Annotated in this window: 31 protein-coding genes; 19 read left to right on the top strand and 12 right to left on the bottom strand. The window is 67.0% G+C overall.

Features of this window, described 5'->3' with window-relative positions; translation table 11 throughout:
- Window positions 1-11: 11 nt before the first annotated feature.
- Window positions 12-1,370 carry a bifunctional UDP-N-acetylglucosamine diphosphorylase/glucosamine-1-phosphate N-acetyltransferase GlmU gene (glmU, locus tag MF609_RS00080; RefSeq protein ID WP_242414300.1) on the bottom strand — a complete coding sequence of 453 codons (1,359 nt, stop codon included), beginning with the start codon at window positions 1,368-1,370 and terminating at the stop codon, window positions 12-14.
- Window positions 1,371-1,432: 62 nt separating this feature from the next.
- Between glmU and MF609_RS00085 the strand changes: the two genes are divergently transcribed.
- The 5 genes from MF609_RS00085 to MF609_RS00105 all read left to right on the top strand — a co-directional run bounded on the left by MF609_RS00085 (window position 1,433) and on the right by MF609_RS00105 (window position 6,030).
- Window positions 1,433-2,107 (top strand): HAD-IA family hydrolase, encoded by a 675-nt coding sequence (locus tag MF609_RS00085; RefSeq protein WP_242414301.1) that lies wholly within the window; start codon window positions 1,433-1,435, stop codon window positions 2,105-2,107.
- A gap of 25 nt (window positions 2,108-2,132) precedes the next feature.
- A complete protein-coding gene (locus MF609_RS00090) occupies window positions 2,133-2,918 on the top strand; it encodes an SDR family NAD(P)-dependent oxidoreductase (protein WP_242414302.1) in 786 nt (261 codons plus the stop codon).
- A 219-nt stretch (window positions 2,919-3,137) separates the two neighbouring features.
- On the top strand, window positions 3,138-4,262 hold the full coding sequence (gene wecB, locus MF609_RS00095; RefSeq protein ID WP_242414303.1) for a non-hydrolyzing UDP-N-acetylglucosamine 2-epimerase: 1,125 nt from the start codon (window positions 3,138-3,140) through the stop codon (window positions 4,260-4,262).
- Entirely contained in the window at window positions 4,255-5,508 is a 1,254-nt protein-coding gene (gene wecC, locus MF609_RS00100; RefSeq protein WP_242414304.1) for a UDP-N-acetyl-D-mannosamine dehydrogenase, read from the top strand. The genes wecB and wecC overlap by 8 nt, the downstream gene beginning before the upstream one ends.
- Window positions 5,509-5,556: 48 nt before the next feature.
- Window positions 5,557-6,030 (top strand): hypothetical protein, encoded by a 474-nt coding sequence (locus MF609_RS00105; RefSeq protein WP_242414305.1) that lies wholly within the window; start codon window positions 5,557-5,559, stop codon window positions 6,028-6,030.
- A 30-nt stretch (window positions 6,031-6,060) separates the two neighbouring features.
- On the opposite strand, the gene MF609_RS00110 is transcribed toward MF609_RS00105, so the two are convergent.
- The 4 genes from MF609_RS00110 to MF609_RS00125 are packed head-to-tail and all read right to left on the bottom strand — an operon-like array spanning window position 6,061 to window position 8,600.
- Window positions 6,061-7,056 carry a nucleotidyltransferase domain-containing protein gene (locus MF609_RS00110; protein WP_242414306.1) on the bottom strand — a complete coding sequence of 332 codons (996 nt, stop codon included), beginning with the start codon at window positions 7,054-7,056 and terminating at the stop codon, window positions 6,061-6,063.
- Complete coding sequence (locus MF609_RS00115; RefSeq protein WP_242414307.1) at window positions 7,053-7,916, bottom strand: HprK-related kinase A; 864 nt, start codon at window positions 7,914-7,916, stop codon at window positions 7,053-7,055. Before MF609_RS00115 ends, MF609_RS00110 begins: the two co-directional genes overlap by 4 nt.
- Entirely contained in the window at window positions 7,913-8,197 is a 285-nt protein-coding gene (locus MF609_RS00120) for an HPr-rel-A system PqqD family peptide chaperone (protein WP_242414308.1), read from the bottom strand. The genes MF609_RS00115 and MF609_RS00120 overlap by 4 nt, the downstream gene beginning before the upstream one ends.
- Before the next feature lie 7 nt (window positions 8,198-8,204).
- Complete coding sequence (locus tag MF609_RS00125) at window positions 8,205-8,600, bottom strand: hypothetical protein (protein ID WP_242414309.1); 396 nt, start codon at window positions 8,598-8,600, stop codon at window positions 8,205-8,207.
- Between the two features lie 118 nt (window positions 8,601-8,718).
- Between MF609_RS00125 and MF609_RS00130 the strand changes: the two genes are divergently transcribed.
- The 10 genes from MF609_RS00130 (at window position 8,719) to MF609_RS00175 (ending at window position 18,071) form a co-directional block, all read left to right on the top strand.
- Entirely contained in the window at window positions 8,719-9,921 is a 1,203-nt protein-coding gene (locus tag MF609_RS00130) for an ATP-binding protein (RefSeq protein ID WP_242414310.1), read from the top strand.
- 34 nt (window positions 9,922-9,955) lie between these two features.
- Window positions 9,956-11,020 (top strand): substrate-binding domain-containing protein, encoded by a 1,065-nt coding sequence (locus MF609_RS00135; RefSeq protein WP_242414311.1) that lies wholly within the window; start codon window positions 9,956-9,958, stop codon window positions 11,018-11,020.
- Window positions 11,020-12,402, top strand: a complete 1,383-nt coding sequence (gene pstC / locus MF609_RS00140) for a phosphate ABC transporter permease subunit PstC (protein ID WP_242414312.1) — start codon at window positions 11,020-11,022, stop codon at window positions 12,400-12,402. The genes MF609_RS00135 and pstC overlap by 1 nt, the downstream gene beginning before the upstream one ends.
- An 82-nt stretch (window positions 12,403-12,484) precedes the next feature.
- Window positions 12,485-13,696 carry a phosphate ABC transporter permease PstA gene (gene pstA, locus MF609_RS00145; RefSeq protein WP_242415135.1) on the top strand — a complete coding sequence of 404 codons (1,212 nt, stop codon included), beginning with the start codon at window positions 12,485-12,487 and terminating at the stop codon, window positions 13,694-13,696.
- A complete protein-coding gene (gene pstB, locus MF609_RS00150; protein WP_242414313.1) occupies window positions 13,696-14,478 on the top strand; it encodes a phosphate ABC transporter ATP-binding protein PstB in 783 nt (260 codons plus the stop codon). The genes pstA and pstB overlap by 1 nt, the downstream gene beginning before the upstream one ends.
- Window positions 14,479-14,488: 10 nt before the next feature.
- Window positions 14,489-15,190, top strand: coding sequence for a phosphate signaling complex protein PhoU (gene phoU, locus MF609_RS00155; protein WP_242414314.1), 702 nt, complete (start codon window positions 14,489-14,491; stop codon window positions 15,188-15,190).
- A 2-nt stretch (window positions 15,191-15,192) separates the two neighbouring features.
- On the top strand, window positions 15,193-15,885 hold the full coding sequence (gene phoB / locus MF609_RS00160) for a phosphate regulon transcriptional regulator PhoB (RefSeq protein ID WP_242414315.1): 693 nt from the start codon (window positions 15,193-15,195) through the stop codon (window positions 15,883-15,885).
- 78 nt (window positions 15,886-15,963) lie between these two features.
- Entirely contained in the window at window positions 15,964-16,365 is a 402-nt protein-coding gene (locus MF609_RS00165; RefSeq protein ID WP_242414316.1) for a hypothetical protein, read from the top strand.
- A gap of 188 nt (window positions 16,366-16,553) precedes the next feature.
- A complete protein-coding gene (locus tag MF609_RS00170; RefSeq protein WP_242414317.1) occupies window positions 16,554-16,979 on the top strand; it encodes a VOC family protein in 426 nt (141 codons plus the stop codon).
- Between the two features lie 66 nt (window positions 16,980-17,045).
- Complete coding sequence (locus MF609_RS00175) at window positions 17,046-18,071, top strand: hypothetical protein (protein WP_242414318.1); 1,026 nt, start codon at window positions 17,046-17,048, stop codon at window positions 18,069-18,071.
- Window positions 18,072-18,124: 53 nt separating this feature from the next.
- On the opposite strand, the gene MF609_RS00180 is transcribed toward MF609_RS00175, so the two are convergent.
- Complete coding sequence (locus MF609_RS00180) at window positions 18,125-18,466, bottom strand: DUF2794 domain-containing protein (RefSeq protein ID WP_242414319.1); 342 nt, start codon at window positions 18,464-18,466, stop codon at window positions 18,125-18,127.
- The gene (epsC, locus tag MF609_RS00185; RefSeq protein WP_242414320.1) at window positions 18,466-19,149 is read right to left on the bottom strand and encodes a serine O-acetyltransferase EpsC; all 684 of its coding nucleotides are present in this window, start codon (window positions 19,147-19,149) and stop codon (window positions 18,466-18,468) included. Before epsC ends, MF609_RS00180 begins: the two co-directional genes overlap by 1 nt.
- Before the next feature lie 267 nt (window positions 19,150-19,416).
- Here epsC and MF609_RS00190 point away from each other — a divergent pair, with 267 nt between their 5' ends.
- Entirely contained in the window at window positions 19,417-20,178 is a 762-nt protein-coding gene (locus tag MF609_RS00190) for a sulfite exporter TauE/SafE family protein (RefSeq protein ID WP_242414321.1), read from the top strand.
- Between the two features lie 117 nt (window positions 20,179-20,295).
- Here MF609_RS00190 and ahpD read toward each other — a convergent pair whose 3' ends face one another.
- Together ahpD and MF609_RS00200 are read right to left on the bottom strand one after the other, a co-directional pair.
- Complete coding sequence (gene ahpD, locus MF609_RS00195) at window positions 20,296-20,817, bottom strand: alkylhydroperoxidase, AhpD family (RefSeq protein ID WP_242414322.1); 522 nt, start codon at window positions 20,815-20,817, stop codon at window positions 20,296-20,298.
- A gap of 111 nt (window positions 20,818-20,928) precedes the next feature.
- Entirely contained in the window at window positions 20,929-21,471 is a 543-nt protein-coding gene (locus tag MF609_RS00200; RefSeq protein WP_242414323.1) for a peroxiredoxin, read from the bottom strand.
- A 125-nt stretch (window positions 21,472-21,596) separates the two neighbouring features.
- Here MF609_RS00200 and MF609_RS00205 point away from each other — a divergent pair, with 125 nt between their 5' ends.
- Both MF609_RS00205 and MF609_RS00210 read left to right on the top strand, forming a co-directional pair.
- Entirely contained in the window at window positions 21,597-22,499 is a 903-nt protein-coding gene (locus tag MF609_RS00205; protein WP_242414324.1) for a hydrogen peroxide-inducible genes activator, read from the top strand.
- Between the two features lie 106 nt (window positions 22,500-22,605).
- Window positions 22,606-23,262 carry a fasciclin domain-containing protein gene (locus tag MF609_RS00210; RefSeq protein ID WP_242414325.1) on the top strand — a complete coding sequence of 219 codons (657 nt, stop codon included), beginning with the start codon at window positions 22,606-22,608 and terminating at the stop codon, window positions 23,260-23,262.
- Window positions 23,263-23,698: 436 nt separating this feature from the next.
- On the opposite strand, the gene MF609_RS00215 is transcribed toward MF609_RS00210, so the two are convergent.
- The 3 genes from MF609_RS00215 to pgsA are packed head-to-tail and all read right to left on the bottom strand — an operon-like array spanning window position 23,699 to window position 24,965.
- A complete protein-coding gene (locus MF609_RS00215) occupies window positions 23,699-24,145 on the bottom strand; it encodes a molybdenum cofactor biosynthesis protein MoaE (protein ID WP_242414326.1) in 447 nt (148 codons plus the stop codon).
- A complete protein-coding gene (gene moaD, locus MF609_RS00220; protein ID WP_242414327.1) occupies window positions 24,142-24,399 on the bottom strand; it encodes a molybdopterin converting factor subunit 1 in 258 nt (85 codons plus the stop codon). Before moaD ends, MF609_RS00215 begins: the two co-directional genes overlap by 4 nt.
- Complete coding sequence (gene pgsA / locus MF609_RS00225) at window positions 24,399-24,965, bottom strand: CDP-diacylglycerol--glycerol-3-phosphate 3-phosphatidyltransferase (RefSeq protein ID WP_242414328.1); 567 nt, start codon at window positions 24,963-24,965, stop codon at window positions 24,399-24,401. The genes moaD and pgsA overlap by 1 nt, the downstream gene beginning before the upstream one ends.
- A gap of 124 nt (window positions 24,966-25,089) precedes the next feature.
- Between pgsA and MF609_RS00230 the strand changes: the two genes are divergently transcribed.
- Window positions 25,090-26,394, top strand: coding sequence for an MFS transporter (locus MF609_RS00230; protein WP_242414329.1), 1,305 nt, complete (start codon window positions 25,090-25,092; stop codon window positions 26,392-26,394).
- Window positions 26,395-26,410: the final 16 nt, after the last annotated feature.

The following is a 26,410-nucleotide window of genomic DNA, read 5'->3' on the forward strand; positions in this document are numbered from 1 at the left end:
TGCCCGCTTGGTTATTTCTTCGCAGCCTTGGCGGCCGACTGCTTCGCGCGGAAGCGCTTGGCCCAGCCGGCATGGTCGGCGCGGTCGGCACGGACCAGCGCCAGCGCGTCGGTGTCGACGTCGCGGGTCACGACCGATCCGGCGGCGACCAGCGCGCCGTCGCCGATCTTGACCGGTGCGACCAGCGCGCTGTTCGACCCGATGAACGCACCCTCGCCGATCTCGGTACGGTATTTGAAATAGCCGTCGTAATTGCAGGTGATCGTGCCCGCACCGATATTGACGTTCGCCCCGACGCTGGCGTCGCCCAGATAGGTCAGATGGTTGGCCTTGGCCCCCGCACCCAGCGTCGTGTTCTTCACCTCGACGAAATTGCCGACGCGGCTCCCCTCGCCCAGCACCGCGCCGGGGCGCAGGCGCGCATAGGGGCCGACGTCCGCCTTGGTCGCGACGGTCGCACCCTCCAGGTGGCTGAAGGCATGGATCGTCACATTGTCAGCGATGGTCACGCCGGGGCCGAACACGACATTCGGTTCGATCGTCACGTCGCGGCCGAGCTGCGTGTCGTGCGCGAAAAACACGGTATCGGGTGCGATCAGCGTGACGCCATCGGCCATTGCCTGTTGCCGGCGCTTTGCCTGCCACGCGCTTTCCACCGCCGCCAGTTCGGCACGGCTGTTGATGCCGGCCACTTCGTCGGCACCGGTCTCGATCACCACCGCGCCGCGCCCGTCGGCGATCGCCAGCATGACGATGTCGGGCAGGTAATATTCGCCCGCCGCATTGGCGTTGCCGACGCGTTCGAGCAGCGCCCACAGATCGGCCGAGCGTACCGCGGTCACGCCGCTGTTGCACAGGTCGACTGCGCGCTCGTCGGCGCTGGCGTCCTTGTATTCGACCATCTTTGCGATGTTGCCGGCAGTGTCGGTGATGATCCGGCCATAGGCGGCTGCATCCGCCGGACGGAAGCCCAGCACCGCGACTGCGGGCGCGTCCGCCTCGTCCAGCCGCGCGGTCAGTCGGGCGACGGTATCGGCCGACAGGAGCGGCGTGTCGCCGAAGCAGACCAGCACGATGCCGTCATGGTCGGAAAGCGTTTCCTTCGCCTGCAACGCGGCGTGCGCGGTGCCCAGCTGTTCGCGCTGCCAGGCAATCTCGACGCCGCGCCCCGCCACCGCCTTCTCCACCTGTTCGCCGACCGCTCCGACGATCACCACCCGGCGGGTGACGTTCGCGGCGGACAGGCTGTCGAGCAGGTGGAACAGCATCGGCTGCCCGGCGAGCGGGTGCAGCACCTTGTGCTTGCTCGACTTCATGCGGGTGCCCTGCCCGGCGGCGAGGATCACGGCGGCGATCGGTTGTGCGCTCATGGGGGCCGTCTGTGGCACACGACCCTTGCCAATTCCATATCGCCCACGCCAAAGCCGGCCACATGACAAAGATTTCATTCGATATCGTCGGCTTCGACCTCGACGGGACCTTTATCGATACCAGCGGCGACCTGACCGATGCGGTGAATCATGCCCTCGCCGACGCCGGGCGGCCGCTGCTGACGCGCGAACAGGTCATTCCGATGATCGGCGGCGGTGCCAAGCACATGCTGCGGCAGGGGATGGAAGCGACCGGCGGCTGTGACGAGGCGGAGCTGACCCGGCTCCACCGGCTGCTGCTCGACTATTACGAGGCGCATATCGCGGTGCATTCGCGGCCGTTCCCCGGCGCGATGGCGGCACTCGACCGGCTGGGCGCGATGGGCGTGACGGTCGCGATCGTCACCAACAAGCTGGAGGGGTTGGCGCTGCGCCTGCTCGACGAACTCGATCTCACCCGCCGCTTCGCCTGCATCATCGGCGGCGATACGCTGGGGCCGGGCAAGTCGAAGCCCAACCGCGCGCCGATCGATGCGATGATCGAACGCTGTGGCGGGGGGCGGGCGGCGTTCGTCGGAGATTCGCATTTCGACATCGATGCCGCGAAGAATGCCGGCATTCCTTCGGTGGCCTGCTCGTTCGGGTTCCTGATGCAGCCGGTCGCCGAATTGGGGGCGGATGCGGTGATCGATCATTTCGACGAACTGATCCCGACGCTCGCGCGTTTGGGCGCCTGACCCCCTTCCCATTCGAGGAATTGCCATGACCCGCCCCGTCGCCCTCATCACCGGCGCATCGTCCGGTATCGGCCTCAGCTTCGCGCACCACCTCGCGCGGACCGGCCACGACCTCGTCATCGTCGCCCGGCGCGAGGACCGCTTGCGCGATCTCGCCGAACAGCTGTCGGTCGAGCACGGCATCGATATCGAGGTGATCGCCGCCGACCTGGCCGACCCGGACGACCTCGACGTGGTCGAGGAACGGCTGGAGGCGGGCGAACCCATCGCGCTGTTCGTCAACAATGCCGGCTTCGCCGCGATCGGCAAGGTCGGCGAAGGCGACCGCGACGACATGACCGACATGCTGCTGCTGAACGTCGTGGCGTTCAGCCGCCTCGCCGATGCGGCGATGGCCGGCATGAAGCGGTCGGGCAAGGGTACGATCATCAATGTCGGGTCGGGCACGTTGTTCACCAAGATGCCGACCTATGCCGGCTATGGCGCGACCAAGGCCTATGTCGCCTATTATACCCGCGTGATGCAGTCGGAGACGAAGGATACGAACATCCGCGTCCAGCTGCTGATCCCCGGCGTGACCGCGACCGATTTCCACCATGTCGCGGGCAAGAGCATCGACGACTTCCCGCCCGAACGGGTGATGGAGCCGGACGATCTGGTCGTGGCGTCGCTGCGCGGGCTGGAGCTGGGTGAGGCGGTGTGCATCCCGTCGCTGCCCGATGTCGCGGACTGGCACGCGCTGGAAGCCGCCGAGGCGAAGATCGCGCCGAATGCCTCGCGGGACCGCATCGCCGAGCGGTATCACAACTAGGCTCCTCCCCGGCACGGGGAGGGGGACCGCCGCGAAGCGGTGTTGGAGGGGGTTGTCCGCAGACAAAACCGTTGCGTTGCGTGGCGATCCCCCTCCACCATCCGCTACGCGGACGGTCCCCCTCCCCGCGAGCGGGGAGGAGTTGAGCGCCACCAATTATTAAGCTCCCGCCGCTAACCCGGCCGTGGTAGCGGCCAATTCCGGTCGCGGGGGCGTATGATGGGCAAGCGGGTACAGCGGATCCTGGTCATATTCGGCACGCGGCCCGAGGCGATCAAGCTGTTCCCGCTGATCCAGCGCTTACGCGCCCATCCCGGCTTCGACACCCGCGTCGTGGTGACCGCGCAGCATCGCGAGATGCTGGACCAGGTGATGGAGTTCGCGGGCATCGCGCCCGATATCGACCTGAACATCATGACCGCCGGCCAGTCGCTGGACGGGCTGACCGCGCGGCTGCTCGACGCCCTTGGCCCGGTGTTCGATGCGGAGCAGCCCGACCGGGTGATCGTGCAGGGCGACACCGCCACCGCGATGGTCGCAGCCCTCGCCGCCTATTATCGCAAGGTGCCCGTCGCCCATGTCGAGGCGGGCCTGCGCAGCCACGACATCTATCATCCCTGGCCCGAAGAGGTGAACCGCAAGATCGTCGGCAGCATCGCCGACCTGCACTTCGCCCCGACGCAGACCGCCGCCGATGCGCTGCTGGCCGAGAATGTGCCGGCGGACCGCGTGCTGGTGACCGGCAACACGGTGATCGACGCGCTGCACATGGCGCGCGAGCGGATCGCCGCCGATCCGGAGCGGACGCAGGCGCTCGATACGCTGGCTGATCGGTTCGCGGGCAAGCGCGTGGTGCTGGTCACCACCCATCGCCGCGAGAATTTCGGCGGGGGCATGGAGAATATCGCCCGCGCCATCGCCCGCATCGCCGAACGCGAGGATGTCGGCGTCATCTTCCCGGTCCATCCCAACCCGCAGGTTCGTGCCCCCATGGAAGCGATCCTCGGCGACAATCCGCGCGTCGCGATGATCGCCCCGCAGGATTACCCGCATTTCGTCCGCCTGCTCGACCTGTGCCATCTGGTCCTGACCGATTCGGGCGGGGTGCAGGAGGAAGCACCGGGCCTCGGCAAGCCGGTGCTGGTAATGCGCGAGACGACCGAGCGCCCCGAAGGCGTCATGGCCGGGACCGCAAAGCTGATCGGATCGGACGAGGACCGCATCGTCGCCGAAGTCGGCACGCTGCTCGACGCCCCCCATGCCTATGCCGCGATGGCACGGGCGCATAACCCTTTCGGAGACGGCCATGCCTCCGCCCGCATCGTGGAGACCCTCTATGCTTGAACAGCGGATCACCGCCGCCGACACCTATGACGTGTGCGTCGTTGGCTTGGGCTATATCGGCCTGCCGACCGCCGCCGTCGTCGCCCGCTCGGGTGCGCGGGTCATCGGCATCGATGTCAGCCAGCATGTCGTCGACACGGTGGCGCGCGGCGACATTCATATCGAGGAAGCCGATCTCGACACGCTGGTGCGCGACGTCGTGCTGCTCGGCCGCCTGACCACCGCGACCGTGCCGGCGCCGGCCGATATCTTCGTCATCGCGGTGCCGACACCGTTCGGGCCGGGCCATGTGCCGGACCTCAGCTATGTCCTGAACGCCACCCGCGCGATCGCGCCGGTATTGCGCAAGGGCAATACGGTGATCCTCGAATCGACCTCGCCGGTCGGGACCACCGAACAGATTCGCGACCTGCTGGCCGAACTGCGCCCGGACCTCGCCCTGCCCGGCCTGTCGGATACGCCCGATATCGCCGTCGCCTATTGCCCGGAGCGCGTGCTGCCCGGTCGCATCATTCTCGAACTCGTGTCGAACGAACGATCGATTGGCGGGATCACCCCGGCGTGCGCGGAGGCGGCGTGCGGCTTCTATCGCCGCTTCGTCGAGGGGGCCTGCACCGTCACCACTGCGCGGACGGCGGAAATGGTCAAGCTGGTCGAGAATACCAGCCGCGACGTCGCCATCGCCTTCGCCAACGAATTGTCGATCGTCTGCGACAAGATGGACCTGAACGTGTGGGACGTGATCGAGCTGGCCAACCGCCATCCGCGCGTCAACATCCTCAAACCCGGTCCGGGCGTAGGCGGGCATTGCATCGCGGTCGATCCGTGGTTCATCGTCGATGCCGCCCCGGAACAGACGCCGCTGATCCGCACCGCGCGCGAAGTGAACGACGGCAAGGTCGACCATGTCGTCGGCCGGGTCGTGGCGATGCTCGACGCGTCGCCGGACGCCCGCGCGTCGCTGCTGGGCCTCGCGTTCAAGGCGGACATCGACGACCTGCGCGAAAGCCCGGCGGTAAAGGTCGCCGCCGAACTGATCGCGCGGTACGGCGACCGGATCGACCTGGTCGAACCGTTCGTCACCACCCTGCCCCGGTCGCTCGCCGGCGGGCGGCTGGTGTCGCTGGACAAGGGACTGGCGAACGACATTCTGGTCGTGCTGGTCGACCATAGCGTGTTCAAGGCGGTGCCGGCCGAGGCGCGCGCAGGCAAGCAGTTGTACGATACGCGGGGGATGTGGCGGTAGGCGTTTGGCGGACATAAAGCACGGCGCACCACGGGCGATACCATCCTCATGATCGAAACACGGAACGGCACTGCTCGCTTACTCGATTTCCTACCGAGCGAGACACTGCCGCCTATCTCGCTCAGTGAACTGACGGGCGACATCGTGAAGGCGCGTATTGGCTTCTTCCGCTCGGGATTGGAGCGGCGCTTGGCAGATGCGTGGCATAGCCCGGGCACTGACCTGACATGCGCGCAGTGCCGGCTGCTTGTCGGGCAGCGGCTCGGGCTGCGGTGGCTGGCCCGTCCCGTGGCGACGTTCGCCGCAAGATATCCCCAAGCCGAGTGCGACCTCTACCCCGGAGATTTGACGGTCAACGCCATCATTGCTTGGCGCGACCTTGCAGCCGTCGCCCCGGAGGCAACCCGCATTATGCTCGCAGCGAATTATGACTGGCTACGGCACGAGGCCGATGCAGATCGGTGGGCGGACAGCATTCTAAAGCAGGCCGTTCTAGCGTTGGATGCCGCGATACGGGAATGAGTGTCAGTCGCGACATTCCAATGCTGGCGGCTATCTCTTCCGAAACTTCGTCCACAAATGCCGCGCCAACATGACCGGCGGCATCCGGAGCCAATGCGAGCGGACGTAGAAGCCGAACTCGGTCCCCTTGTGGCTGAGCCGCCCCCAGCCGTCACGCGCCAGCAGGCGGCGGGCGAACAGCGCGTCGGACGCGACGGGATCGCCTCCGCCCGGCGTCCCGTAGATCCACCGGGCCAGTCGCAGCGCCCGCGCGACAGCTGCCAATAGATCGTGCAGCGCCGCCCGCTCGGTCAACGATGCGACGAACCCGGCGTCGCGCTCAACAAATTCACGCACCAGCCGGTCGATGTCCCACAAATTGCGCAAACCGCCCTGCAGGTCGCCATCGGCGAACAGGTGCGCGGCGGCGTGGATCACCATGTCCTCCGGTGACAGCACCGACAGCCCGTTGCCCAGCGGCACGGCGTCCGCGATCAGCAGCGAGGCGTCGGGAGTCGGCCGTGCGGTGGGCGGCAGGATCGTGTGGTGGACGTCGATCATCCGGTCCCGCTCCCGGTGGATCAGCGGTGGCAGTTCGTGCATCCAGCGGCGGTAATAGGCGTCGTCATAGGGGTCGGGCTTCACCCATTCCCACCCGGCGGCCAGCAATGCCGCCTCCACCGCGTCGAGATGCTCGCGCGGCACGAGGATATCGAGGTCGCCGATCGCCCGCCCCCGTCCCGCGTCCAGCCCGGCCGCGACGAAGGCGGTGCCCTTCAACAGCACGACCGGTATGCCGAGCGGCGCGAGTACCCGGCGCGCCGCCTCCGCTTCCCACAACGCCGCCACCCGCCCCTGTTCGGCTGACGCGCGGGCGTCGGCCATGATGCGCGCGGCGGGAGTGCCCAGCCCTTCCAATCGCGTGGCCACGCTTCCGATCAGCTGTTCCGCCCGTGCCGCCGCGACCAGCGCATTCCACTGGTCGGGCGTCAGCGTTTCCGACCGCGCCGGATCGGACAGCACGGCGGCGACCAGCGCGCCGCTCATGTCAACGCCCCCCACAACCGCTCGACCAGCGCCAGCGCGGTGTCGGTATCGGGATAGTCGATCGCCCGCACCGGCATCCGTCCGACAAGGCCGGTCAACGCATCGAACCCGCGCTCGCCCATCGCCACGTAATTCGTCGATGCCTGGGTCAGCCGCACGAACGTCTCGGCCGGCTCGACCACACGCACGTCGCTTTCCTGCCCATAGGTCGGGAACAGCAGCAGCGCAGGCATCGCCGGCCGGTCCATCGCGGTAATCGCGGCGGCGTCGGGGACCAGATGGCGGATGTCGCCCTTGGGCGTACCCGGCAGCAGCGGCCCGAACCGCCCGTCCGGCGCGGCGCGCTCCATCACCCCGACCGCTGCATTCTTCAGGCTGATGAGCCGGGGAAAGGCGTGGAGCAGCCCCGTGACCGGATCGAGCAGCGCGAATTCGTCGCCCATCAACCGCCAGCCGCGCGTCATCAGCAGCGCCGCCAGCGTCGACTTGCCCGCGCCCGACTCCCCCGTCATCAACAGCGCCCGCCCGTCGCGCTCTACCGCAGAGGCGTGGAGCAGCAGATAGCGACGCTGCGCCAGCGCCATCTGCAAATTCATCCCCATTTCCGCCGCCAGCAATCCCTGCGCCAGCGGCAATGGCGCGGCGTCGGGAATGGTGAAGTCGCCGCCGATCATGACCGATGGGCGTACGAACCGCCGCCACGGTCGCGCGGCGAACAGGCGGACGTTGAAATCGACGATGCCGTCGTCGGGCCGGGGATAGTCGCGATACAGGTCGCGCAACTGATCGATGGGAGCGCGCCATTCGCTGCCGATGCGGAACCCGACCGGCCCGATGCGCAGGGTCGTGGCGTGCCTCACGCCGGTTCGTCCAGGCGCTCGACCAGCCCGGTTTCGACCAGTTCGTCGAGCCGCGCGGTCAGCGCCGTCGCATCGCCGTCGGGCAGGTCGAACCGCTCGGCGAGCGCCGCCAGCAGTTCCGCAGGCGTCATCGCGCGGTCGGCAAGCAGGTCGAGGATTTCGGGCACCGGCGGCGCGACGACATGGGTCTGGCCGGACGCGCGATGATAGACGGCGCTCAGCCGGTCGAGGGCAACGATCCGGAGAGCGGCCGGCGGCGGCGCGCGATAGCGTGCCGGCACGGGAACGTCAGCCGCGCGGCATCTGGAGCGAGGCGAAGCAGGTGAAGCCGCTGGTCCCGTTCTGCAACCGCTGCACATATTTCAGATAGGCGCGGGTGGTGTCGCCATCGGCACCGGGCAAATTCCGCCCCTTCATCGCCGCCTTGATCTGCTCGCCGGTGAACGGGCGGTTGGCCCCCGGAAAGGCACCCGGCGTCCCGGGAGCGACGGTCTGTCCGTCAGCGGCGATCATCTGACCGGCGCGGGCACGGTCGGGGATCGGGATTTCGCAGGTCATGATCGACGCCTGGGTCTGCGCCAGTGCGGGGCGGATCGACACCACCGCCGACGCGCTTGCCGCGCCGATCAGCAGCGTGCGCCGCGCGAGCGTGCCATCGGTCGGGGGGGTGGGCGTGTCGGTCATGCCGCCATCTTCCCCAATGCACCGGTTTTCGCAACGACAAAGAGGGTTAAGCCTGTCCGGGGGCGGGGCAACGTTGCCGGCACTGGCCTTGGGCGTCACTTCCGCCTAATCGGGGCCGATGGACGAATTCGGCCCCCGCCTGCCCCTCGCCCTCGTCATCGCGGTCGGTGTCGCCCTGTTGGCGCTGCTGCTGGGTGCCGGGATCAATGCCAGCGCGGTGGTGCTGGTCGGTGCCGTCGCCGCGGTGCTGGTCGCCGGGCTGCATCCCCCCGAACGCGGCAGCGGCGAATCGCCCGATACCGCGCGCCAGCATGTCGCCGGCGCGACGCAGGCGGCGATCGATGCGGTCGACGAACCGATCCTGGTGATCGTCGCGGGCCATGTCGAGGCGGCGAACCCCGCCGCGCTCGCGCTGCTCGGCCAGCATATCGTCGGCGGCGACGTCCGCCTCGCCATCCGCCACCCGGCCGCCGCCGAACGGCTGTTCGGCACGCGCGACGATCGCGAGCCGGTTGGGCTGGTCGGCCTTGGCGCACGGGACCAGAGCTGGGAGATGCGGGTCCGCCCCCTGTCGGACGACCGCCGGCTGGTCCATCTGGTCGACCGCACCGGCAACCGCGCGACCGAAAAGATGCGGGTCGATTTCGTCGCGAACGCCAGCCACGAACTGCGCACGCCGCTCGCCTCGCTGCTGGGCTTCATCGAAACGCTGCGCGACGAGGCGGGCGAGGACGCAGGCGTCCGCGAACGCTTCCTGAAGGTCATGAACGACGAAGCGCGGCGGATGCAGCGACTGATCGACGACCTGATCTCCTTGAGCCGGATCGAGGCGGAGAAATATCGCCCACCCGACCAGCGGGTCGACCTGTCGGCGATGGTGGCGGCGGTGCGCGACGAACTGGCCGCGACCAACCCGACGCGCGGGGCGGATATCATGCTGTCGATCGCGCCTGGCGTCAGCGTGATCGGCGACCGGGCGCAGCTGTCGCAGTTGCTGCACAACGTCATGGGCAATGCGATGAAATATGGCCGCGCCGGCACGCCGGTCGAAATAAGCCTGACCCAGCGCGACACGATGGCCGCACTCGTCGTGCGCGACCATGGCGAAGGCGTGGCGATCGAGCATCTGCCGCGGCTGACCGAGCGATTTTATCGTGTCGATTCAGGGCGCAGCCGCGCGCTGGGCGGCACGGGCCTGGGCCTTGCCATCGTCAAGCATATCGTCGAACGGCACCGTGGCCGGCTCGATATCGGCAGCGTGGTGGGCGATGGCACGACGGTTTCCGTCCTGCTGCCCCTCCACGGTGTCATAAAGCCGTAACGCCATGGTAACACAGGACGGCGGAGCGTCGCGAATGACCGTATACGCCGATGGAAACTGGAACCGCATGACCCGCCGGATCGCGCCCGTCCTGGCCCTAGGCCTCGCGCTCACCGCCTGTGAGCCGCAGACGTCGCGCGACCATATCCGCGTCGTCGGCTCCTCGACCGTCTATCCCTTCACCACCGCCGTCGCCGAAATGCTGGTGAACGCGAACCCCGATCTGCGCGCGCCACTGGTCGAATCGACCGGGACTGGCGCGGGTGCGGCGCTGTTCTGCGCCGGCGTCGGTCCGCAGCACCCGGATATCCTCGACGCGTCGCGCCGGCTGAAGAAGTCGGAATATGCGACCTGCGCCGCGCACGGGGTGAAGGATATCATGGAGGTGCAGGTCGGCGTCGACGGCGTGGCGCTGGCCGAATCGAACAATGGCCCGAAGCTGAAACTTTCCAAGCGCGACGTCTATATGGCGCTGTCGGCCAACCCGCTGGGCAAGCCCAACAAGGCGCGGATGTGGAACGAGATCGACCCGGCGCTGCCCGCGATCCCGATCCAGTTCTTCGGCCCACCCGCCACCAGCGGCACCCGCGACGCGCTGGTCGAACTCATCATGGTGCCGGCCTGCGAAGCGGCGGTGCCGGGGGTCAAGGCGCTGAAGGACAGCGACAAGGACCGGTACGAGGATATCTGCACCCGCATCCGCGAGGACGCGGCCTATGTCGACAAGGGCGAGAACGACAATCTGATCGTGCAGAACCTGTCGACCAACCCCAACGCCGTCGGCATCTTCGGCTATTCCTATCTCGAGGAAAACAAGTCGCGGCTGCACGGCGTGCCGATCGACGGGATCGTCCCGAGCTATGACAGCATCGCCGATGGCAGCTATCCCGGGGCGCGACCGCTGTTCATCTATGTCAAGAAAGCGCATATCAAGCCGGTGCCGGGCATGAACGACTTCCTCGCCGCCTATGCCCGGTCGTGGGACCCGAACGGTCCGCTGACCCGGAGGGGCATGATCGCCGCTCCCGCCGCCGTCCGCGCCGAATCGGCCGCAGAGATCGCGAACCAGACCCCGATGAACCCGGCAGGGCTGCACTGATGCACGGCTTCACCCTGATCCTGCTGATGCTGGGGTTCGGCGCCATCGGCTGGATGGTGGCGCGGGCGCGTGCCGCCCGCTTCGCCAAGCCGGCGACCGCCGCCGACCGGCCGAATTCGCTGCCCAGCCAGCATGGCTGGCACATGGCGATCTGGATCGCGGCCCCTGCCCTGCTCTTCCTCAGCATCTGGAGCGCGGTGTCGCCCGCGTTGGTCCGCGACGCGGTGCTGCAGGCACCCGCCGCCGCCGGCCTTCCCGGCCCCGGCTTCGAACGCTCGGCGATCCTTGCCGAGGCGCGCGCGCTGGCGCTCGGCAACGCCTATGGCGCGTTCAACCCGCAGGCGGAGGTGCTGGCCCCGACCTATGCCGCCGCGCAAAGCCGCTACGACTGGATCGGCACCGCGCTGGCGATCCTGCTCGCCTTTGCCGGCGGGGCGTTCGCCTTCACCCGCATCCGCCCCGACTATCGCGCGCGGACGCAGGTCGAACGCGCGGTGATGCTGGCGCTGCTGGTCGCGTCACTGATCGCGATCCTGACCACGCTCGGCATCTTCCTGTCGCTGGTGATCGAAAGCTGGCGCTTCTTCCGCATCGTGCCGGTCACCGACTTCCTGTTCGGCACCAACTGGAGCCCGCAGGTCATCCGCTCGACCGATCCGGGCGCGACTTTGGGCGCGGTGCCTTTGTTCTGGGGCACCTTCTTCATCGGTGCGGTCATCGCGATGATCGTCGCCATCCCGTTCGGGCTGATGAGCGCGATCTATCTGACGCAATACGCCAGGCCCACCGTACGCAAGTGGATGAAGCCGATCCTCGAGATCCTCGCCGGCGTGCCGACCGTGGTCTATGGCTATTTCGCCGCGCTGACCGTGGGTCCCGCGATCCGCGACCTTGCCGTCATGCTGGGGATGCCGTTCGCCAGTTCGGAAAGCGCGCTCGCCGCCGGCCTCGTGATGGGGGTGATGATCATTCCCTTCGTCTCCTCGATGGCCGATGATTCGATCGCGGCGGTGCCGCAGTCGATGCGCGACGGCAGCCTGGCGATGGGTGCCACTACCAGCGAGACGATCGGCAAGGTGCTGCTCCCCGCCGCGCTCCCCGGCGTCGTCGCCGGCGTGCTGCTCGCCGTCAGTCGCGCGATCGGCGAGACGATGATCGTCGTCATGGCGGCATCGGGTGCCGCCTCGATCACGCTCAACCCGTTCGAAAGCGCGACAACGGTCACCAAGCAGATCGTCGATCTGCTGACCGGCGAGGCGGAGTTCGACAGCCCGAAGACGCTCGCCGCCTTCGCGCTCGGCCTCACGCTGTTCGCGATCACCTTCCTTCTCAACGTCGTCGCGCTGCGCGTCGTGAAACGCTACCGGGAAGCCTATGAATAGTCCCAGCCTCGTGGCCGGATCGCCCGCCGTCGAGCGGGCCGCCGCGCCGGAACGCGTGCCGACCGACTGGAAGACCGGGGCGATGCAGAAGCGCATCCGCCGCCGCTATGCCGCCGAGCGTCGCTTCCGCCTGTTCGGCCTTGCCGCCGTCGTGCTGTCGGGCGGGTTCCTCGCCTTCCTGCTCGTCACGATGTTGATGAGCGGGATCGGCGGGTTCCAGCGGACGATGGTCACGCTGCCGATCGATTTCCCCGCCGCCGGGCTGGAGGTCGACCGTGCGCAACTCAAAACGCGCGGTGCCGACCTCGCGCTGGCAGGCGCGGGCTTGGAGAACACGGTCAACGGCGCGGCTGCGGCAGCGTTCGGCGAGGAAAACCGCGTGATCTCCGACAGCGCGTGGCTGACGGTGCGCAACGCGATCAAGGACGACCCGTCGATCCTGTCGCGCAAGGTCAGCATCCCCGTTCCCGCCGCGCCGGGGATCGAGGAAGCAAGCAAGGCCGATGGCGACCCCGCGGACGAAGCGCTGGTCGCGAAGCTCGAACGGGCCGGTGCGATCTCGACCGGGTTCAACACCGACTTCTTCCAGTCGGCCGATTCGACCGATCCTACGGCGGTCGGCATCTGGGGCGCGCTGAAAGGCTCGCTGATGACGATGCTCGTCACGCTGCTGATCGCCTTCCCGGTCGGCACGCTGTCGGCGCTGTACCTTGAGGAATATGCCCCCCGGAACCGCTGGACCGATCTGATCGAGGTTTCGATCAACAATCTGGCGGCGGTACCCTCGATCATCTTCGGCCTGCTCGGCCTGGCGGTCTTCCTCGGCACGCTGAACCTGCCGCGCTCGGCACCGATCGTCGGCGGGCTGACGCTGGCCCTCATGATCATGCCCGTCATCGTCATCGCCGGGCGCAACGCGATCAAGGCGGTGCCGCCCTCGATCCGCGACGCAGCGCTCGGCATCGGCGCGTCGAAGGTGCAGGTGGTGTTCCATCACGTCCTGCCGCTTGCCCTGCCCGGCATCCTGACCGGCACGATTATCGGCATGGCCCGCGCGCTGGGCGAGACCGCGCCGCTGCTGATGATCGGGATGCGCGCCTTCATCAGCCAGCCGCCCCAGGGCTTCGCCGATCCGGCGACCGTGCTACCGGTGCAGATCTTCCTGTGGTCCGATCAGGTCAGCCGCGGCTTCATCGAAAAGACCAGCGCCGCGATCCTCGTGCTGCTGGCGTTCCTCCTCGCGATGAACGCGCTCGCCATCTATCTCCGCAATCGCTTCGAGACCCGCTGGTAATGACCGACACCCAACTCAACAACGCGACCCCGAAACTGTCGGCGCGCGGCGTCGACGTGTTCTATGGCCAGAAGCAGGCGATCAAGGACGTGTCGATCGATATCGACATGGAACATGTGACGGCGTTCATCGGCCCGTCGGGCTGCGGCAAGTCGACCTTCCTGCGTACGATGAACCGGATGAACGATACCGTGTCGTCGGCGCGCGTCACCGGCGATATCCGGCTGGATGGCGAGGATATCTATTCCCCCGCGATGGACGTGGTGCAGCTGCGCGCGCGCGTCGGCATGGTGTTCCAGAAGCCGAACCCGTTCCCCAAGTCGATCTACGAGAACGTCGCCTATGGCCCGCGCATCCATGGGCTGGCGGCGTCCAAGGCCGACATGGACGGGATCGTCGAACGATCGCTGACCCGCGCGGGCCTGTGGAACGAGGTGAAGGACCGGCTGACCGACAGCGGCACCGCATTGTCGGGCGGGCAGCAGCAGCGGCTGTGCATCGCGCGCGCCATCGCGGTCGATCCCGAAGTGATCCTGATGGACGAGCCCTGCTCGGCGCTCGACCCGATCGCGACCGCCAAGATCGAGGAACTGATCCACGAACTGCGCGGGCGCTACGCCATCGCGATCGTCACCCACAATATGCAGCAGGCGGCGCGCGTATCGCAGCGCACCGCCTTCTTCCACCTCGGCACGTTGGTCGAATATGGCCGGACCTCGGACATCTTTACCAACCCCCGCCAGGAGCGCACAAAAGACTATATCACGGGCCGTTATGGCTGAGGGGAAAGAGATGGCGACGGGCCACGAACACACGGTCAAGGCGTTCGATCGCGACATCGGCCATTTGCGCGCACTGATTTCGCAGATGGGCGGCCTTGCCGAACAGGCGATCAGCGACGCGATGCTGGCGCTGACCCGCAACGATCCGGCGCTGGCCAAGGAAGTCCGCGCCAAGGACAAGGCGATCGACGCGATCGAGGCGGAGGTCGAGAAGCTGACCGTGCGCGTTATCGCCCTGCGCGCGCCGATGGCCGACGACCTGCGCGAGGTGGTCGCGGCGCTGAAGATCGCCGCCGTGATCGAACGCATCGGCGACTATGCGAAGAACATTGCCAAGCGGGTCGCATCGATCCATGGCGAGACCCACGACCCGCGCATCGAACCGCTGAGCATCCTGCCCGCCATGGCGCAGCTGGCGTCGGACATGGTGCATGACGTGCTCAACGCCTTTTCGGCGCGCGACGCGCAGGCGGCGGTCGAAATCTGCAAGCGCGACAGTGCGCTGGACGATTATTACAACAGCATCTTCCGCGTGCTGGTGACGTACATGGTCGAGAACCCAAAGACGATCAGCCAGGTCGCGCACCTACTGTTCGTCGCCAAGAATCTCGAACGCATCGGCGACCATGCGACCAATGTCGCCGAAATGGTCTATTTCGCCGCCACCGGCCAGACGATGGCGGAGCGTGAAACCCCCGATTTCGCAGGATAATCATGAGCAAGGCACGCATGTTGCTGCTGGAAGACGATGCGGCGCTCGCCGAACTGATCGCCTTCCATTTCCAGCGCGAGGATTTCGAGGTCGTCCGCACCCATGAGGGTGAAGAGGCGCTGTTGCTGGCGCGGGAGGCGACGCCCGATATCGTCCTGCTCGACTGGATGGTCGAAGGGCTGTCGGGGATCGAGGTCTGCCGCCAGCTCCGCCGTCAGGCCGCGACGCAGAACGTCCCGATCATCATGCTGACCGCGCGCGGCGAGGAAGAGGATCGCGTGCGCGGCCTGGAAACCGGGGCCGACGATTACGTTACCAAGCCCTTCTCCCCCCGCGAACTGGTTGCGCGCGTCAACGCCGTGCTGCGCCGCGTGCGCCCGGCACTGGCGGGCGAATCGCTCAGCTATGCCGATATCGAGATGGACACGGTCGGCCACCGCGTACGGCGCGGCGGCGAGGTCGTGCCGCTGGGGCCGACCGAATTCCGCCTCCTGAAGCATTTACTCGAACATCCCGGCTGGGTGTTTTCCCGCGAACGGTTGCTCGATGCGGTGTGGGGCCATGATTCGGACATCGAATCTCGGACCGTGGACGTACATATCCGGCGGCTGCGCAAGGCGATCAATGTCGGCGACCGGCCCGATATTATCCGTACGGTCCGCTCGGCAGGCTATGCTCTGGACGCGACGGGCTGAAAACTTGCGCGGAAACCTTTTCGTACTTGCTCGTTTGGTTCGCAGCCTAAACGAAACAAGTCGAAAAGGAGTTTTCCGATGAAGACTGTCGCTTTCATGGCCGCCCTGCTGATGGGTAGCGCCGCCGTCGCACAGACCACGCCGCCGATGACGCCGGCCCCCGATGCGACGATGCAGCCGGGCACGACCACCGCGCCGACGCCGCCGGCCGACAACATGACGCCGCCGCCGGCCCCGGACGCACCGGCTGCGCCGGACGCCAATACCCCGCCGTCCGATCCGATGGCGACCACGGCAGCCCCGGCACCGATGGCACCGCCGGCCCCGATGGCAGGTGCGCCGATGGCCGGCGCTCCGATGGCCGGCCAGCAGGTGCAGTTCGCGCCGCCGCAGATGACCCCGCCGCCGCCGGCGAAGGACAGCTACCCGGTGTGCACCCGGACGCTGAAGGACGGCTGCCGCAATCCGGGCGGTCGTTGAGACCTACCGGCCTGATGGCTGACGATGGCGCCTCGCTAGATCAGCGGGGCGCCTTTTTTCCGGGTCCAGCACTCTCCGGGCGATATGGTGCGGGTATCCAGCAGGAGACCTGCCTTGCCACCTTCTTTCATTCGCTCCTTTCCCGCAGTGACCGCCGCCTCACCCCGCCGATGACGCGGCGCTGACCGATGTCGACCACTGCCCCTCCGATCGACGGCGTGCTGGAAACGGCGCTGTACGTCACCGATCTCGACCGGTCGGTCGCGTTTTTTGCCGGCGACCTCGGCCGGCCGATCCTGTTGCGGAACGAACGAATGGCGGCGCTGGATGCCGGTCGGCGCAGCGTGCTGCTGCTGTTCCGTCGCGGCGGATCATCCGAAACCATGGCGACGCCGGGCGGTGCGATTCCCGGCCATGATGGCGCCGGCCGGCTGCACATGGCCTTCGCCATCGCCGATGCGGATCATGCCATGTGGCGGGATCACCTCGAGCAGCGCGGCATCGCGATTACCGGCGAGGTCCGCTGGCCCGGTGGCGGTCGCAGCCTGTACTTCGATGATCCCGATGGCCATGTCGTCGAACTCGCCACGCCCGGCCTCTGGCCGAACTACTGACCGTTCACCTGTATTGCACCAGCAATACACATGTGTCATAGTCCACCAATACAGGGAGGCCATGACATGTATAGCGAGAGCGATCTGAACGGAGCGGTGGAGGCGGGCGTGCTGTCGCACGACGCCGCCGACGCGCTGCGTGCCCATATCGCGCGGCAACGCGCGACTCCGGTGGTGGATGAGGAGCATTTCCGCCTGCTGACCGGCTTCAACGACATTTTCGTATCGGTCGCGCTCGCGTTGCTGCTGGTGTCGCTCGCATGGATCGGCGGCACGATCCTGACGCCACTCGGCGGTCTGGGTGTCGCCGGCGCTTCCTGGTTCCTCGCGGAATATTTCACCGCGCGTCGCCGCATGGCGCTGCCCAGCATCCTGTTGCTGCTCGCCTTTGTCGGCGGGGTCGCTGCGACACTGTTCGGGATCGTGGTCGAGATCGATCCGCAGAACGTGCCCGACCGCACGACCGCGATGATCTTTGCCGGCATCGGCATCGTCGCGGCGGGATCGGCCTGGGCGCATTGGCGGCGGTTCATGGTGCCGATCACGGTCGCGGCGGGGGCAGCGGCCCTGGTCGTGACGGTCGCGGCGCTGCTGGTCGCCGCCTTTCCGGCGCTCAAGGACAATTTCTATCCGGTCACGCTGCTCGGCGGGGTCGGCGTGTTCGCCGCCGCGATGCGCTGGGACCTGTCCGATCGGGATCGCCGCACGCGCCGCAGCGACGTCGCCTTCTGGCTTCACCTCGTCGCCGCGCCATTGGTCGCCCATTCGCTGTTCCAGCTGCTGGGCGTATTCGGCCCGACGGTCACGGCACCGATGGCGGCGGTGGTGATCGCGCTCTATGTCGCCTTCGGCGTGGTGGCGCTCGCAGTGGACCGCCGTGCGCTCCTCGTCTCCAGCCTCGCCTATGTCCTCTATGCGCTCTACGCCCTGTTCCAACAGGCCGGCGCGGTCGAGCTGTCGGCGGCGTTCACCGCCTTCGTCATCGGCTCGGCGCTGCTCACTTTGTCGGTTTTCTGGCAACCGATGCGGCGTCAGGTGGTTGGGCTGCTGGGCGGCATGGGTGAACGCCTGCCGCCGGTGGCGATGGCCTGAACCATTTCCTTACGAAGCGTACCTCACGGCTCCGGGCAACCGGAGCCGCTTTTTCATTCCTCAACCAGCTTCATCAGCCGGCGTTCGACCGGGGCCAGCACCGGACCCAGCTCATGCCCGCGCTTCACGATCGCGCCGGCTTCCCCCACCAGCGCCCACATGCCCTGCTTGTTGCGCAGGGATGGCCGCTTCTCGATCCGAAATTCTGGTCGTTCGGTGGCGCGGCGGAAGGCGCTGAACACGGCGGCGTCGCGGCCCAGGTCGATCGCATAGTCGCGCCAGTGCCCCGCCGCGACCATCCGGCCGTACAGGTCCAGGATGCGGGTCAGTTCGGCGCGTTCGAAGCCGATCTGCCCCGGCTGACGCGACGTGGGAAAGGGTGTGACGATCCCCATCAGGCGCGGTCGCGATGGTCCTGCTGCTCGGCCAGCAGCGCGTCCAGCTGCCGCTTGAGCGTCTCCACCTCGCAGCGGAGCAACTCGATCCGCTGGGTCTGCGGATCGAAATTGTCGCGGCAGGGCGTGCCATAGGGGACGAAGCGCGGATCGGCCGCCTGCCCGCCCTCCACCACGGTCGGACGCGCCGGGATGCCGACGACGGTCGTCCCTTCGGGTACGTCCTTCGTCACCACCGCATTGGCACCGACGCGCGCGCGCATGCCGATGGTGATCGGCCCGAGCACCTGCGCACCCGACCCGATGATCGCTCCGTCGCTGATCGTCGGATGCCGCTTGCCCGCGATGCCGTTGTCGGGGCTGGTCCCGCCCAGCGTCACATTCTGGTAGATCGTCACGCCGTCGCCGATCTCCGCCGTCTCGCCGATCACGACGAAGCCGTGGTCGATGAAGAAATGCCGGCCGATCGTCGCGCCCGGATGGATGTCGATCGCGGTCAGGAAGCGCGAGAAATGGTTGATCGAACGCGCCGCGAAATACCACCGCGCGCGGAACAGCCGGTGCGACACTTTATGAAACGCGACCGCCCATACGCCGGGATAGGTCAGGATTTCAGCGCGCGACCGCGGCGCGGGATCGCGCGCCTTGATCGAATCCAGATAGCGCAACAGCCGCGCAACCATGTGCAGTCCCCTTGGTCGTCGGAGTCTGGCGGTGCCGGCCCACTCCCTCACCCGGTATCCTCGATGGGTGGCCGGGTGAGGGAGCGGGCCGGCACCGCCACGAAACGCGCGCTCGCGCGTTTCGCAGCAGACTCTTATCCCTTGATGTAGGCGGCCCGCCCCCGGTCGCCAAGTCGTACTGTAGGCGCAACAAACCCTATGTATCTTGTAGGTATTGTCGTTTGCCGTCATCACTGACCGCCGCTGCGCCACATCGAAGGGAATGGGATGTTCGAGAATATCGACTGGGTGCGTCTGGCCGAATTCATTGCCGCCGGATTTGCCGCCCAGATCGTCGATGGTGCGCTGGGCATGGCATTCGGGGTGATTTCATCGACGCTGCTGGTGAGCGTGCTGGGCGTGCCGCCCGCGACCGCGTCGGCCAGCGTGCATGTCGTCGAATGCTTCACGACCGGCGTGTCGGGGATCAGCCACGCGCTGCACAAGAATGTGAACTGGAAACTGTTCTGGCGGCTGGTGCTGCCGGGAATCGTCGGCGGCGTGACGGGGGCCTATCTGCTGTCGTCGCTCGACGCGTCGGTCACGCGGCCGTTCGTGATGACCTATCTGGCGGGGATCGGGCTGTACCTGTTGTGGCGGGGCCTGCGCAAACCGCCCGAGCCGAAGGAACCGAAGGTCATCGCCCCGCTGGGGCTGGTCGGCGGCTTCCTCGATGCGGCCGGTGGCGGTGGCTGGGGACCGGTCGTCACGTCCAACCTGCTGGTACAGGGTGCCACGCCGCGCACGACGATCGGCACGGTCAACACGGTCGAGTTCTTCCTGACGGTCAGCATCTCGCTGACCTTCCTGTTCAACCTCGGGCTGGAGGCGTTCACGACCGCCGTGGTCGGGCTGCTGATCGGCGGGATCGTCGCCGCGCCGTTCGGGGCGATGTTCGCCAAGCGTATCCCGGCGCGCACGCTGCTGATCCTGGTCGGCATCGTGCTGACGATCACCAGCCTGTACAGCGTGTATCGGGCGCTAGCGTAGGCGTCCCCCGCAACACAACGTTACCCCAGCGCAGGCTGGGGTCTCTCGCGGCTCCTGCATCGCACGTGCCCGGGGAGACCCCAGCCTTCGCTGGGGTAACGCTTATTTGAAGTCCGCTTACGCCACCGCCGCGTGCACGGTCGCAACAGCGGCCAGCACCGCGCCGATGCGCACCGCGCCCTGGATGACCTCGGCCTTCACGCCGTGCTTCTTCAGCACGTCCTCATGCGCGTCGATGCACATGCCGCAGCCGTTCATCGCCGACACCGCCAGACTGAACAGTTCGAAATCGACCTTCTCGATCCCCGGCGCGGCGATGACGTTCATGCGCAGCTTGGCCGGCAGATTGCCATATTCCTTGTTCTTGGCGAGGTGGACGAAGCGGTAATAGACGTTGTTCATCGCCATCACCGCCGCCGCCGCACGCGCCGCATTGGCTGCTTCAGGCGACAGCTTGTCGGCGACTTCGGCCTCGGCGGCGTCCACCAGCGGCTTGTGCCCGGTGGCGTGCGCGCAGGCGAGCATCGTCCCGAACTTCTTCTGCGGGTCCAGTACCGTTTCGTTCAGCAGCGAACCGACGTTCAGGCGGATATCCTTGGCAAAATCGGGCAGCTGGCCCGCAAATTCCTTGAGCGACATGGGAAAACTCCGTCAGATACACGACACCCCAGCCGACCGGGCAACAGGCCCTGGTCCGCGCTGGGGTGTCGGAAAGTGGCGGGCGGGACGCGAAGCCCCGCCCGGATAAGATTACGCCGCGACCTGCAGGACGTCGTCGCCCTTGTTCCAGTTGCACGGGCACAGCTCGTCGGTCTGCAGCGCGTCGAGCACGCGCAGCGTTTCCGCCGGGTTGCGACCGACGTTCAGGCCATTGACCTGCACCGCCTGGATGACGTTGTCGGGATCGATGATGAAGGTCGCGCGGAAGGCGACATGCTCGTTCTTGTCGAGGATGCCCAGCGCGTCCGCCAGCACCGCACCATTGTCGGCGATCCACGGGAAATCGGCAGCGGCCAAATCCGGGTCCGACTTGCGCCAGGCGAGGTGGACGTGGGCGGTGTCGGTCGACGCGCCGATCAGCACGGCGTCGCGATCGGCGAAATCGTCCTTCAGCTCGCTATAGCCGACGATCTCGGTCGGGCAGACGAAGGTGAAGTCCTTCGGCCAGTAGAACAGCACCTTCCACTTGCCCGGGAACGCGTCGTGGCTCAGCGTCTCGCCAGCCGGAAGCGCATTGGTGCCCTGCTGCACGGGAACGGTGAATTCGGGGAGCTTGTCGCCAACGGTCAGCATGGAATGCCCTTTCTTATGGTGCGGTGCGCACCGTGAATTGCTGCACCGCGATATAGGGTACGGTCCGCACCGATCCAATCGAAATTGCCCTTGGGATTGATCGACCGAGTGAATAAGTATCCGCCATGTCGGTCTATCTGCCCACACTGAAGCAACTCCAATATCTCGTGGCGCTGCGCGATGCCGGCCATTTCGGGCGCGCGGCGGAGGCATCGTTCGTCACCCAATCCACGCTGTCGGCGGGCATTCGCGAACTGGAGACGCTGATCGGCGTGGTGCTGGTCGAACGCACCCGCCGCGTGGTGCGCTTCACGCCGCTGGGCGAGAGCATCGTCGCCAAGGCGCGGACCGTGCTGCGCGAGGCGGAGGAGCTGACCGACATGGCGCGCGCCGCCGGCAGGCCGCTGTCGGGCGAAATGCGGATGAGCGTCATCCCGACCATCGCCCCGTTCCTGTTGCCGCAGCTGCTGCCGCGCCTGCGCCGCGATTATCCCGAACTGAAGCTGTACCTGCGCGAGGAGCCGAGCGCGGCGGCGTGCGAGGGGCTGCACCATGGTCGCACCGACTGCGTGCTGCTGGCGCTCCCCTATGCCTGTGGCGAGGTGGAGACCGCGCCGCTGTTCGACGACCGGCTGTTCCTCGCGGTGCCGGGTAACGATGCGGGCAGCGACACCACGCCGATGGTCGCCGACGATATCGATGCCGAACGCCTGCTCCTGCTGGAGGACGGGCACTGTTTGAAGGACCATGCGCTGCGCGCGTGCGAGCAGCCGGAGGCACGCGGGCAGGCGATGATGATGGGCACGTCGCTCCACACCATCGTCCAGATGGTCGACAATGGTCTGGGCACCACGATGCTGCCGCAGATGGCGATCGATGCCGGCATTCTCGACAATACCGCCGTCAGCGCGCGTCCGATCGAGGCGCAGAACGCGTCGCGCCGCATCGCATTGGTGTGGCGCCGCGCCTCTCCGCGCGAGCGGGATTTTCGCCTGCTGGCAGAGGTACTTGCCGCGCACCGGACCTGATCGTTCGGGCAAATAGGGAACCGTTCCGCGTCGGAAACCGTATTTCCCCGGTCGATGCCGTTTCGTGGCGTCGAACATTCTTGACCGCAACCACCGGAGAAAACCGATGATTCGCGCAACGATTTCTGCCGCCGCGCTCACCCTGTCGCTGACCGCCGCGGCCCATGCCCAGACCGCCCAGACCGGTGTGAAGACCGGCACCACTGCCACTGTCACCACTCCCGTCGGCGGTGTGAACGCAGGCGTACAGGCCGGTGCCAACACCACCGCCACCGCACCGGTGGTGGTCGGCGGCGCGCCGATGCTGCCGACGGCGACCATCGTCGCCAACGCATCGAAGGCGAGCAACCTGACCACGCTGGTGAAGGCGGTACAGGCCGCCGACCTGACTGCGACGCTGTCGGGTCCCGGTCCGTTCACCGTGTTCGCACCGACCAACGAGGCCTTTGGCCGCCTCGCGCCCGGCACGCTCGACCAGTTGCTAAAGCCGGAGCAGAAGGCATCGCTGACGAAGCTGCTGACCTATCACGTCGTGGCCGGCAAGCTCGATGCCGACGCGCTGAAGAAGCAGGTGGAGGCCGGCGGCGGCACCGCCACGCTGACCACCGTCGAGGGCCAGCCGCTGAAGGCGACGCTGGAGAATGGCGGGCTGGTGCTGACCGATGTCGGCGGCGGCAAGAGCTATGTCGAGCAGTATAACGTCGAACAGTCGAACGGCATCGTCCATGTCGTGAACGGCGTGCTGGCACCGAAGCTCGGCTGATCCGGGTCTAGGGTTGAACGATGAAGCCGGGCGGGAGCGATCCCGCCCGGTTTTTTATCGTCCATGACCGTTCGGTTCGAGCAGCTTCGAGCCTGTCGAGAAGCGTCCGTCGAGAACTCCTGTCCGCCAGCGAAACCTCGACAGCTCCCCCCTGCGCGCGCCCGTTCTCGATACGCGCTCTCGACTGCGCTCGATCGCTACTCGAACCAAACGGGAGGGAAGCCGGATGGGAGCAATCCCGCCCAGTTCCCCCCCAACCCCACCTACCCCGTTCGGTTCGAGCAGCTTCGAGCCTGTCGAGAAGCGTCCGTCGAGAACTCCCGTCCGCCAGCGCGACATCGACGGCCACTCCCAACGGAACCCCATCCTCGATACGCGCGCTCGACTGCGCTCGATCGCTACTCGGACCGAACCGGGCAGGCCGGGACGGGACGGGTCAAACCCCGTCGTCCCACCGCGCCGCCGCCGCATCGTCGCTCTCGCGCGCCTCGACCCAGCGCGCCTCCGCACCCCGCCGCTCCCGCTTCCAGAACGGGGCCCCGGTCTTCAACCGGTCGATCAGGAACGCGCACGCCTCCAGCGCCGCGCCGCGGTGCCGCGCGGTCGTCGCGACGAACACCACCCGGTCGCCCGGCACCATCGGCCCGACCCGGTGGACGATCACCGCCTTCGCCAGCGACCAGCGTTCCACTGCCTGCTCGCACAGCGCCTCCAGCACACGCTCGGTGGCACCCGGATAATGTTCCAGCGACAGTTCGGTAACGCCGTCATCGCCGCGCACCAGCCCGGTAAAGGTCGCGACCGCCCCGGCATCCGCCGCCTCCGCCGCCGCATGTTCGGCGGCAAGGTCGATCGGCGTTTCCTGTACGACGACGCGGATCACCCGCCGGTCACCGGCGGAAACAGCGCGATCTCGCGCGCGCCGGCGATGGGCGTGTCGAGCGGCACGAACGCCTGATCGACCGCGGCACGCAACCGCTGCCGATCAGCGAAGGCCGTGGCATAGCCCTCGCCCCGATGGCACAGCCAGTCGACCAGATCGGCGACCGTCGCGACCGCGGCCGGCGGATCGACCCGCTCGCCGGCCTGTCCGATCGCTTCGCGCACCCAGGCGAAATAGAGCAGTTCGACCGCCATTACGTGTCCATGTGCCTGAGGCCGAGGCGCAGATAGTCCCAGCCGGTGATCGCGGTCAGCACGGCGGCGCCCCACAGGCACACCAGCCCGGTGACGTGGACGAACGCATGTTGCGGCACCGCGCCGGCCAGGATCAGCGCACCGAATGCCACGAGCTGCAACGTGGTCTTCCACTTCGCCAGCTGCGACACCGGCAACGACACCTGAATGCCCGCCAGGAACTCGCGCAGGCCCGACACCGCGATCTCGCGCAGCAGGATGACGAGCGCGGCGATCAGGTGGATGCCGGTGATGATCGCGACATCGTGGCGCGTGCCGACCAGCATCAGGATGACTGCCGCCACCATGATCTTGTCGGCAATCGGGTCGAGGAACACGCCCAGCTTCGACACCGTTCCCTGCGCACGCGCGAGGTAGCCGTCGAAATAGTCGGTGATCCCCATCAGGCAATACAGTGCGAAGGCAATGGCATAGCCCGCCTCCCACATCGGCCACCACAGGAACGCGACCAGCAGCGGCACCGCCAGGATTCGCGACAACGTCAGGATATTGGGAAGCGTCAGCACATGTCGCGCTTAGCATCCCCGGCCCCTCGCGCGAAAGCGGCAAAACGGCGTTGAAGCCGGCGGACGCGCTGGCTACACCCGGACCAACCAAGCCGACAGGCACGTAGATCAGGTCGTACCCGGAATGAATAATGCGCTGGGGTTGCTGAAGCAGCGCCGTTTCCTGCCGCTGTTCGTCACCCAGTTTCTGGGCGCGTTCAACGATAATCTGTTCAAGCACGCGATGGTGCTGTTCGCGACCTATCAATTGTTCAAGGACCCGGCGAGCGAACAGAATTTCAACGCGCTGGCCACCGGCCTTGCGATCCTGCCGTTCGTATTGCTGTCCGCCTTGTCGGGACAGCTGGCCGACACGCATGACAAGGCGCGGATCATCCGCATCGTGAAGACCGCCGAGATCGGCATCATGCTCTATGGCGCGGCGGGAATGCTGATCGCGCGCACCGGCTATGTCACGACCGGCGTGGTGATGATGCTGAGCGCCGTCGTGATGCTGGGCGTCCATTCGACCTTTTTCGGGCCGATCAAATACGCGATCCTGCCGCAGCATCTGGAGGATCATCAGGTGCTGGGCGGCACCGGCCTGATCGAGGCGGCGACCTATCTTTCCGTCCTGACCGGCACGATCGTCGCCGGGTGGATCAGCGTCGAATATGCCGCCGCGCTGGTGGTGGTGGTCGCGATCATCGGCTGGTTCACCGGGCGACAGGTGCCCGCGGCCCCCCGCAGTGGCCCCGAACTGGTCGTCAACTTCAATCCCTTCACCTCGTCCTGGCATCTGATCGCGGCGACGATGCATATCCGCCGGCTGTTCCTCGCCATCGTGTCGATCAGCTTCTTCTGGACGATCGGGTCGGTGCTGATCGTGATCTTCCCGGTGCTGGTGAAGAACGTCCTGACCGCCGACCAGCAGGTCGCCTCGCTGACCATCGCGATCTTTTCGATCGGGGTCGCGATCGGATCGGTCATCATCAACGCGTTGCTGAAGGGAAAGATTTCGGCGCGCTACTCCCCCGCCTCGGTCGTCGCGATGGCGGTGTGCGTGCTGGCCTTCGCGTTCGAGGCAAAGGCGTGGGTGCCCGCCCCCGAAGGCACGTTGTACGGCGTCATGGATTTCGCGACCCATCCGCAATCGCTGCTCCTACTCGCCACGCTGGCGGTGATCGCGATCTTCGGCGGGATGTTCGTCGTGCCGCTCTACGCCTTCCTGACGACGACCGTGACCAAGGACCAGACCGCGCGGACGGTGGCGGCGAACAATGTCGTCAACTGCGCGTCGATGACAATCGGCGCGATCGGCGTCATCCTGCTGACCAGGGCGGGACTGGGGCCGACCGACATGCTGCTGCTGGTCGCAGCCATGTGCCTGGTATCGGCGTGGCTCGCCTGGCGCCTGCACAAGGCGTGCGACGACGGCTGCCCGGCATGAAGGCGCGAGCGGCGAC

Origin of the sequence: Sphingomonas panni (genome assembly GCF_022664435.1) — a bacterium.
Lineage (GTDB): Bacteria > Pseudomonadota > Alphaproteobacteria > Sphingomonadales > Sphingomonadaceae > Sphingomonas > Sphingomonas panni.

Bases quoted from the DNA above. Each gene is read 5' to 3' on its own strand.
- MF609_RS00085 (WP_242414301.1), top strand. From the start codon at position 1,433: ATGACAAAGATTTCATTCGATATCGTCGGCTTCGACCTCGACGGGACC.
- wecC (WP_242414304.1), top strand. From the start codon at position 4,255: ATGCTTGAACAGCGGATCACCGCCGCCGACACCTATGACGTGTGCGTC.
- pstC (WP_242414312.1), top strand. From the start codon at position 11,020: ATGCACGGCTTCACCCTGATCCTGCTGATGCTGGGGTTCGGCGCCATC.
- MF609_RS00165 (WP_242414316.1), top strand. From the start codon at position 15,964: ATGAAGACTGTCGCTTTCATGGCCGCCCTGCTGATGGGTAGCGCCGCC.
- MF609_RS00205 (WP_242414324.1), top strand. From the start codon at position 21,597: ATGTCGGTCTATCTGCCCACACTGAAGCAACTCCAATATCTCGTGGCG.
- phoU (WP_242414314.1), top strand. From the start codon at position 14,489: ATGGCGACGGGCCACGAACACACGGTCAAGGCGTTCGATCGCGACATC.
- epsC (WP_242414320.1), bottom strand. From the start codon at position 19,149: ATGGTTGCGCGGCTGTTGCGCTATCTGGATTCGATCAAGGCGCGCGAT.
- ahpD (WP_242414322.1), bottom strand. From the start codon at position 20,817: ATGTCGCTCAAGGAATTTGCGGGCCAGCTGCCCGATTTTGCCAAGGAT.
- MF609_RS00090 (WP_242414302.1), top strand. From the start codon at position 2,133: ATGACCCGCCCCGTCGCCCTCATCACCGGCGCATCGTCCGGTATCGGC.
- pstA (WP_242415135.1), top strand. From the start codon at position 12,485: ATGCAGAAGCGCATCCGCCGCCGCTATGCCGCCGAGCGTCGCTTCCGC.
- MF609_RS00210 (WP_242414325.1), top strand. From the start codon at position 22,606: ATGATTCGCGCAACGATTTCTGCCGCCGCGCTCACCCTGTCGCTGACC.
- MF609_RS00125 (WP_242414309.1), bottom strand. From the start codon at position 8,600: ATGACCGACACGCCCACCCCCCCGACCGATGGCACGCTCGCGCGGCGC.
- MF609_RS00175 (WP_242414318.1), top strand. From the start codon at position 17,046: ATGTATAGCGAGAGCGATCTGAACGGAGCGGTGGAGGCGGGCGTGCTG.
- moaD (WP_242414327.1), bottom strand. From the start codon at position 24,399: ATGGCGGTCGAACTGCTCTATTTCGCCTGGGTGCGCGAAGCGATCGGA.
- MF609_RS00200 (WP_242414323.1), bottom strand. From the start codon at position 21,471: ATGCTGACCGTTGGCGACAAGCTCCCCGAATTCACCGTTCCCGTGCAG.
- glmU (WP_242414300.1), bottom strand. From the start codon at position 1,370: ATGAGCGCACAACCGATCGCCGCCGTGATCCTCGCCGCCGGGCAGGGC.
- MF609_RS00105 (WP_242414305.1), top strand. From the start codon at position 5,557: ATGATCGAAACACGGAACGGCACTGCTCGCTTACTCGATTTCCTACCG.
- MF609_RS00130 (WP_242414310.1), top strand. From the start codon at position 8,719: ATGGACGAATTCGGCCCCCGCCTGCCCCTCGCCCTCGTCATCGCGGTC.
- MF609_RS00170 (WP_242414317.1), top strand. From the start codon at position 16,554: ATGTCGACCACTGCCCCTCCGATCGACGGCGTGCTGGAAACGGCGCTG.
- MF609_RS00135 (WP_242414311.1), top strand. From the start codon at position 9,956: ATGACCGTATACGCCGATGGAAACTGGAACCGCATGACCCGCCGGATC.
- MF609_RS00230 (WP_242414329.1), top strand. From the start codon at position 25,090: ATGAATAATGCGCTGGGGTTGCTGAAGCAGCGCCGTTTCCTGCCGCTG.
- pstB (WP_242414313.1), top strand. From the start codon at position 13,696: ATGACCGACACCCAACTCAACAACGCGACCCCGAAACTGTCGGCGCGC.
- MF609_RS00110 (WP_242414306.1), bottom strand. From the start codon at position 7,056: ATGAGCGGCGCGCTGGTCGCCGCCGTGCTGTCCGATCCGGCGCGGTCG.
- MF609_RS00180 (WP_242414319.1), bottom strand. From the start codon at position 18,466: ATGGGGATCGTCACACCCTTTCCCACGTCGCGTCAGCCGGGGCAGATC.
- wecB (WP_242414303.1), top strand. From the start codon at position 3,138: ATGGGCAAGCGGGTACAGCGGATCCTGGTCATATTCGGCACGCGGCCC.
- phoB (WP_242414315.1), top strand. From the start codon at position 15,193: ATGAGCAAGGCACGCATGTTGCTGCTGGAAGACGATGCGGCGCTCGCC.
- MF609_RS00190 (WP_242414321.1), top strand. From the start codon at position 19,417: ATGTTCGAGAATATCGACTGGGTGCGTCTGGCCGAATTCATTGCCGCC.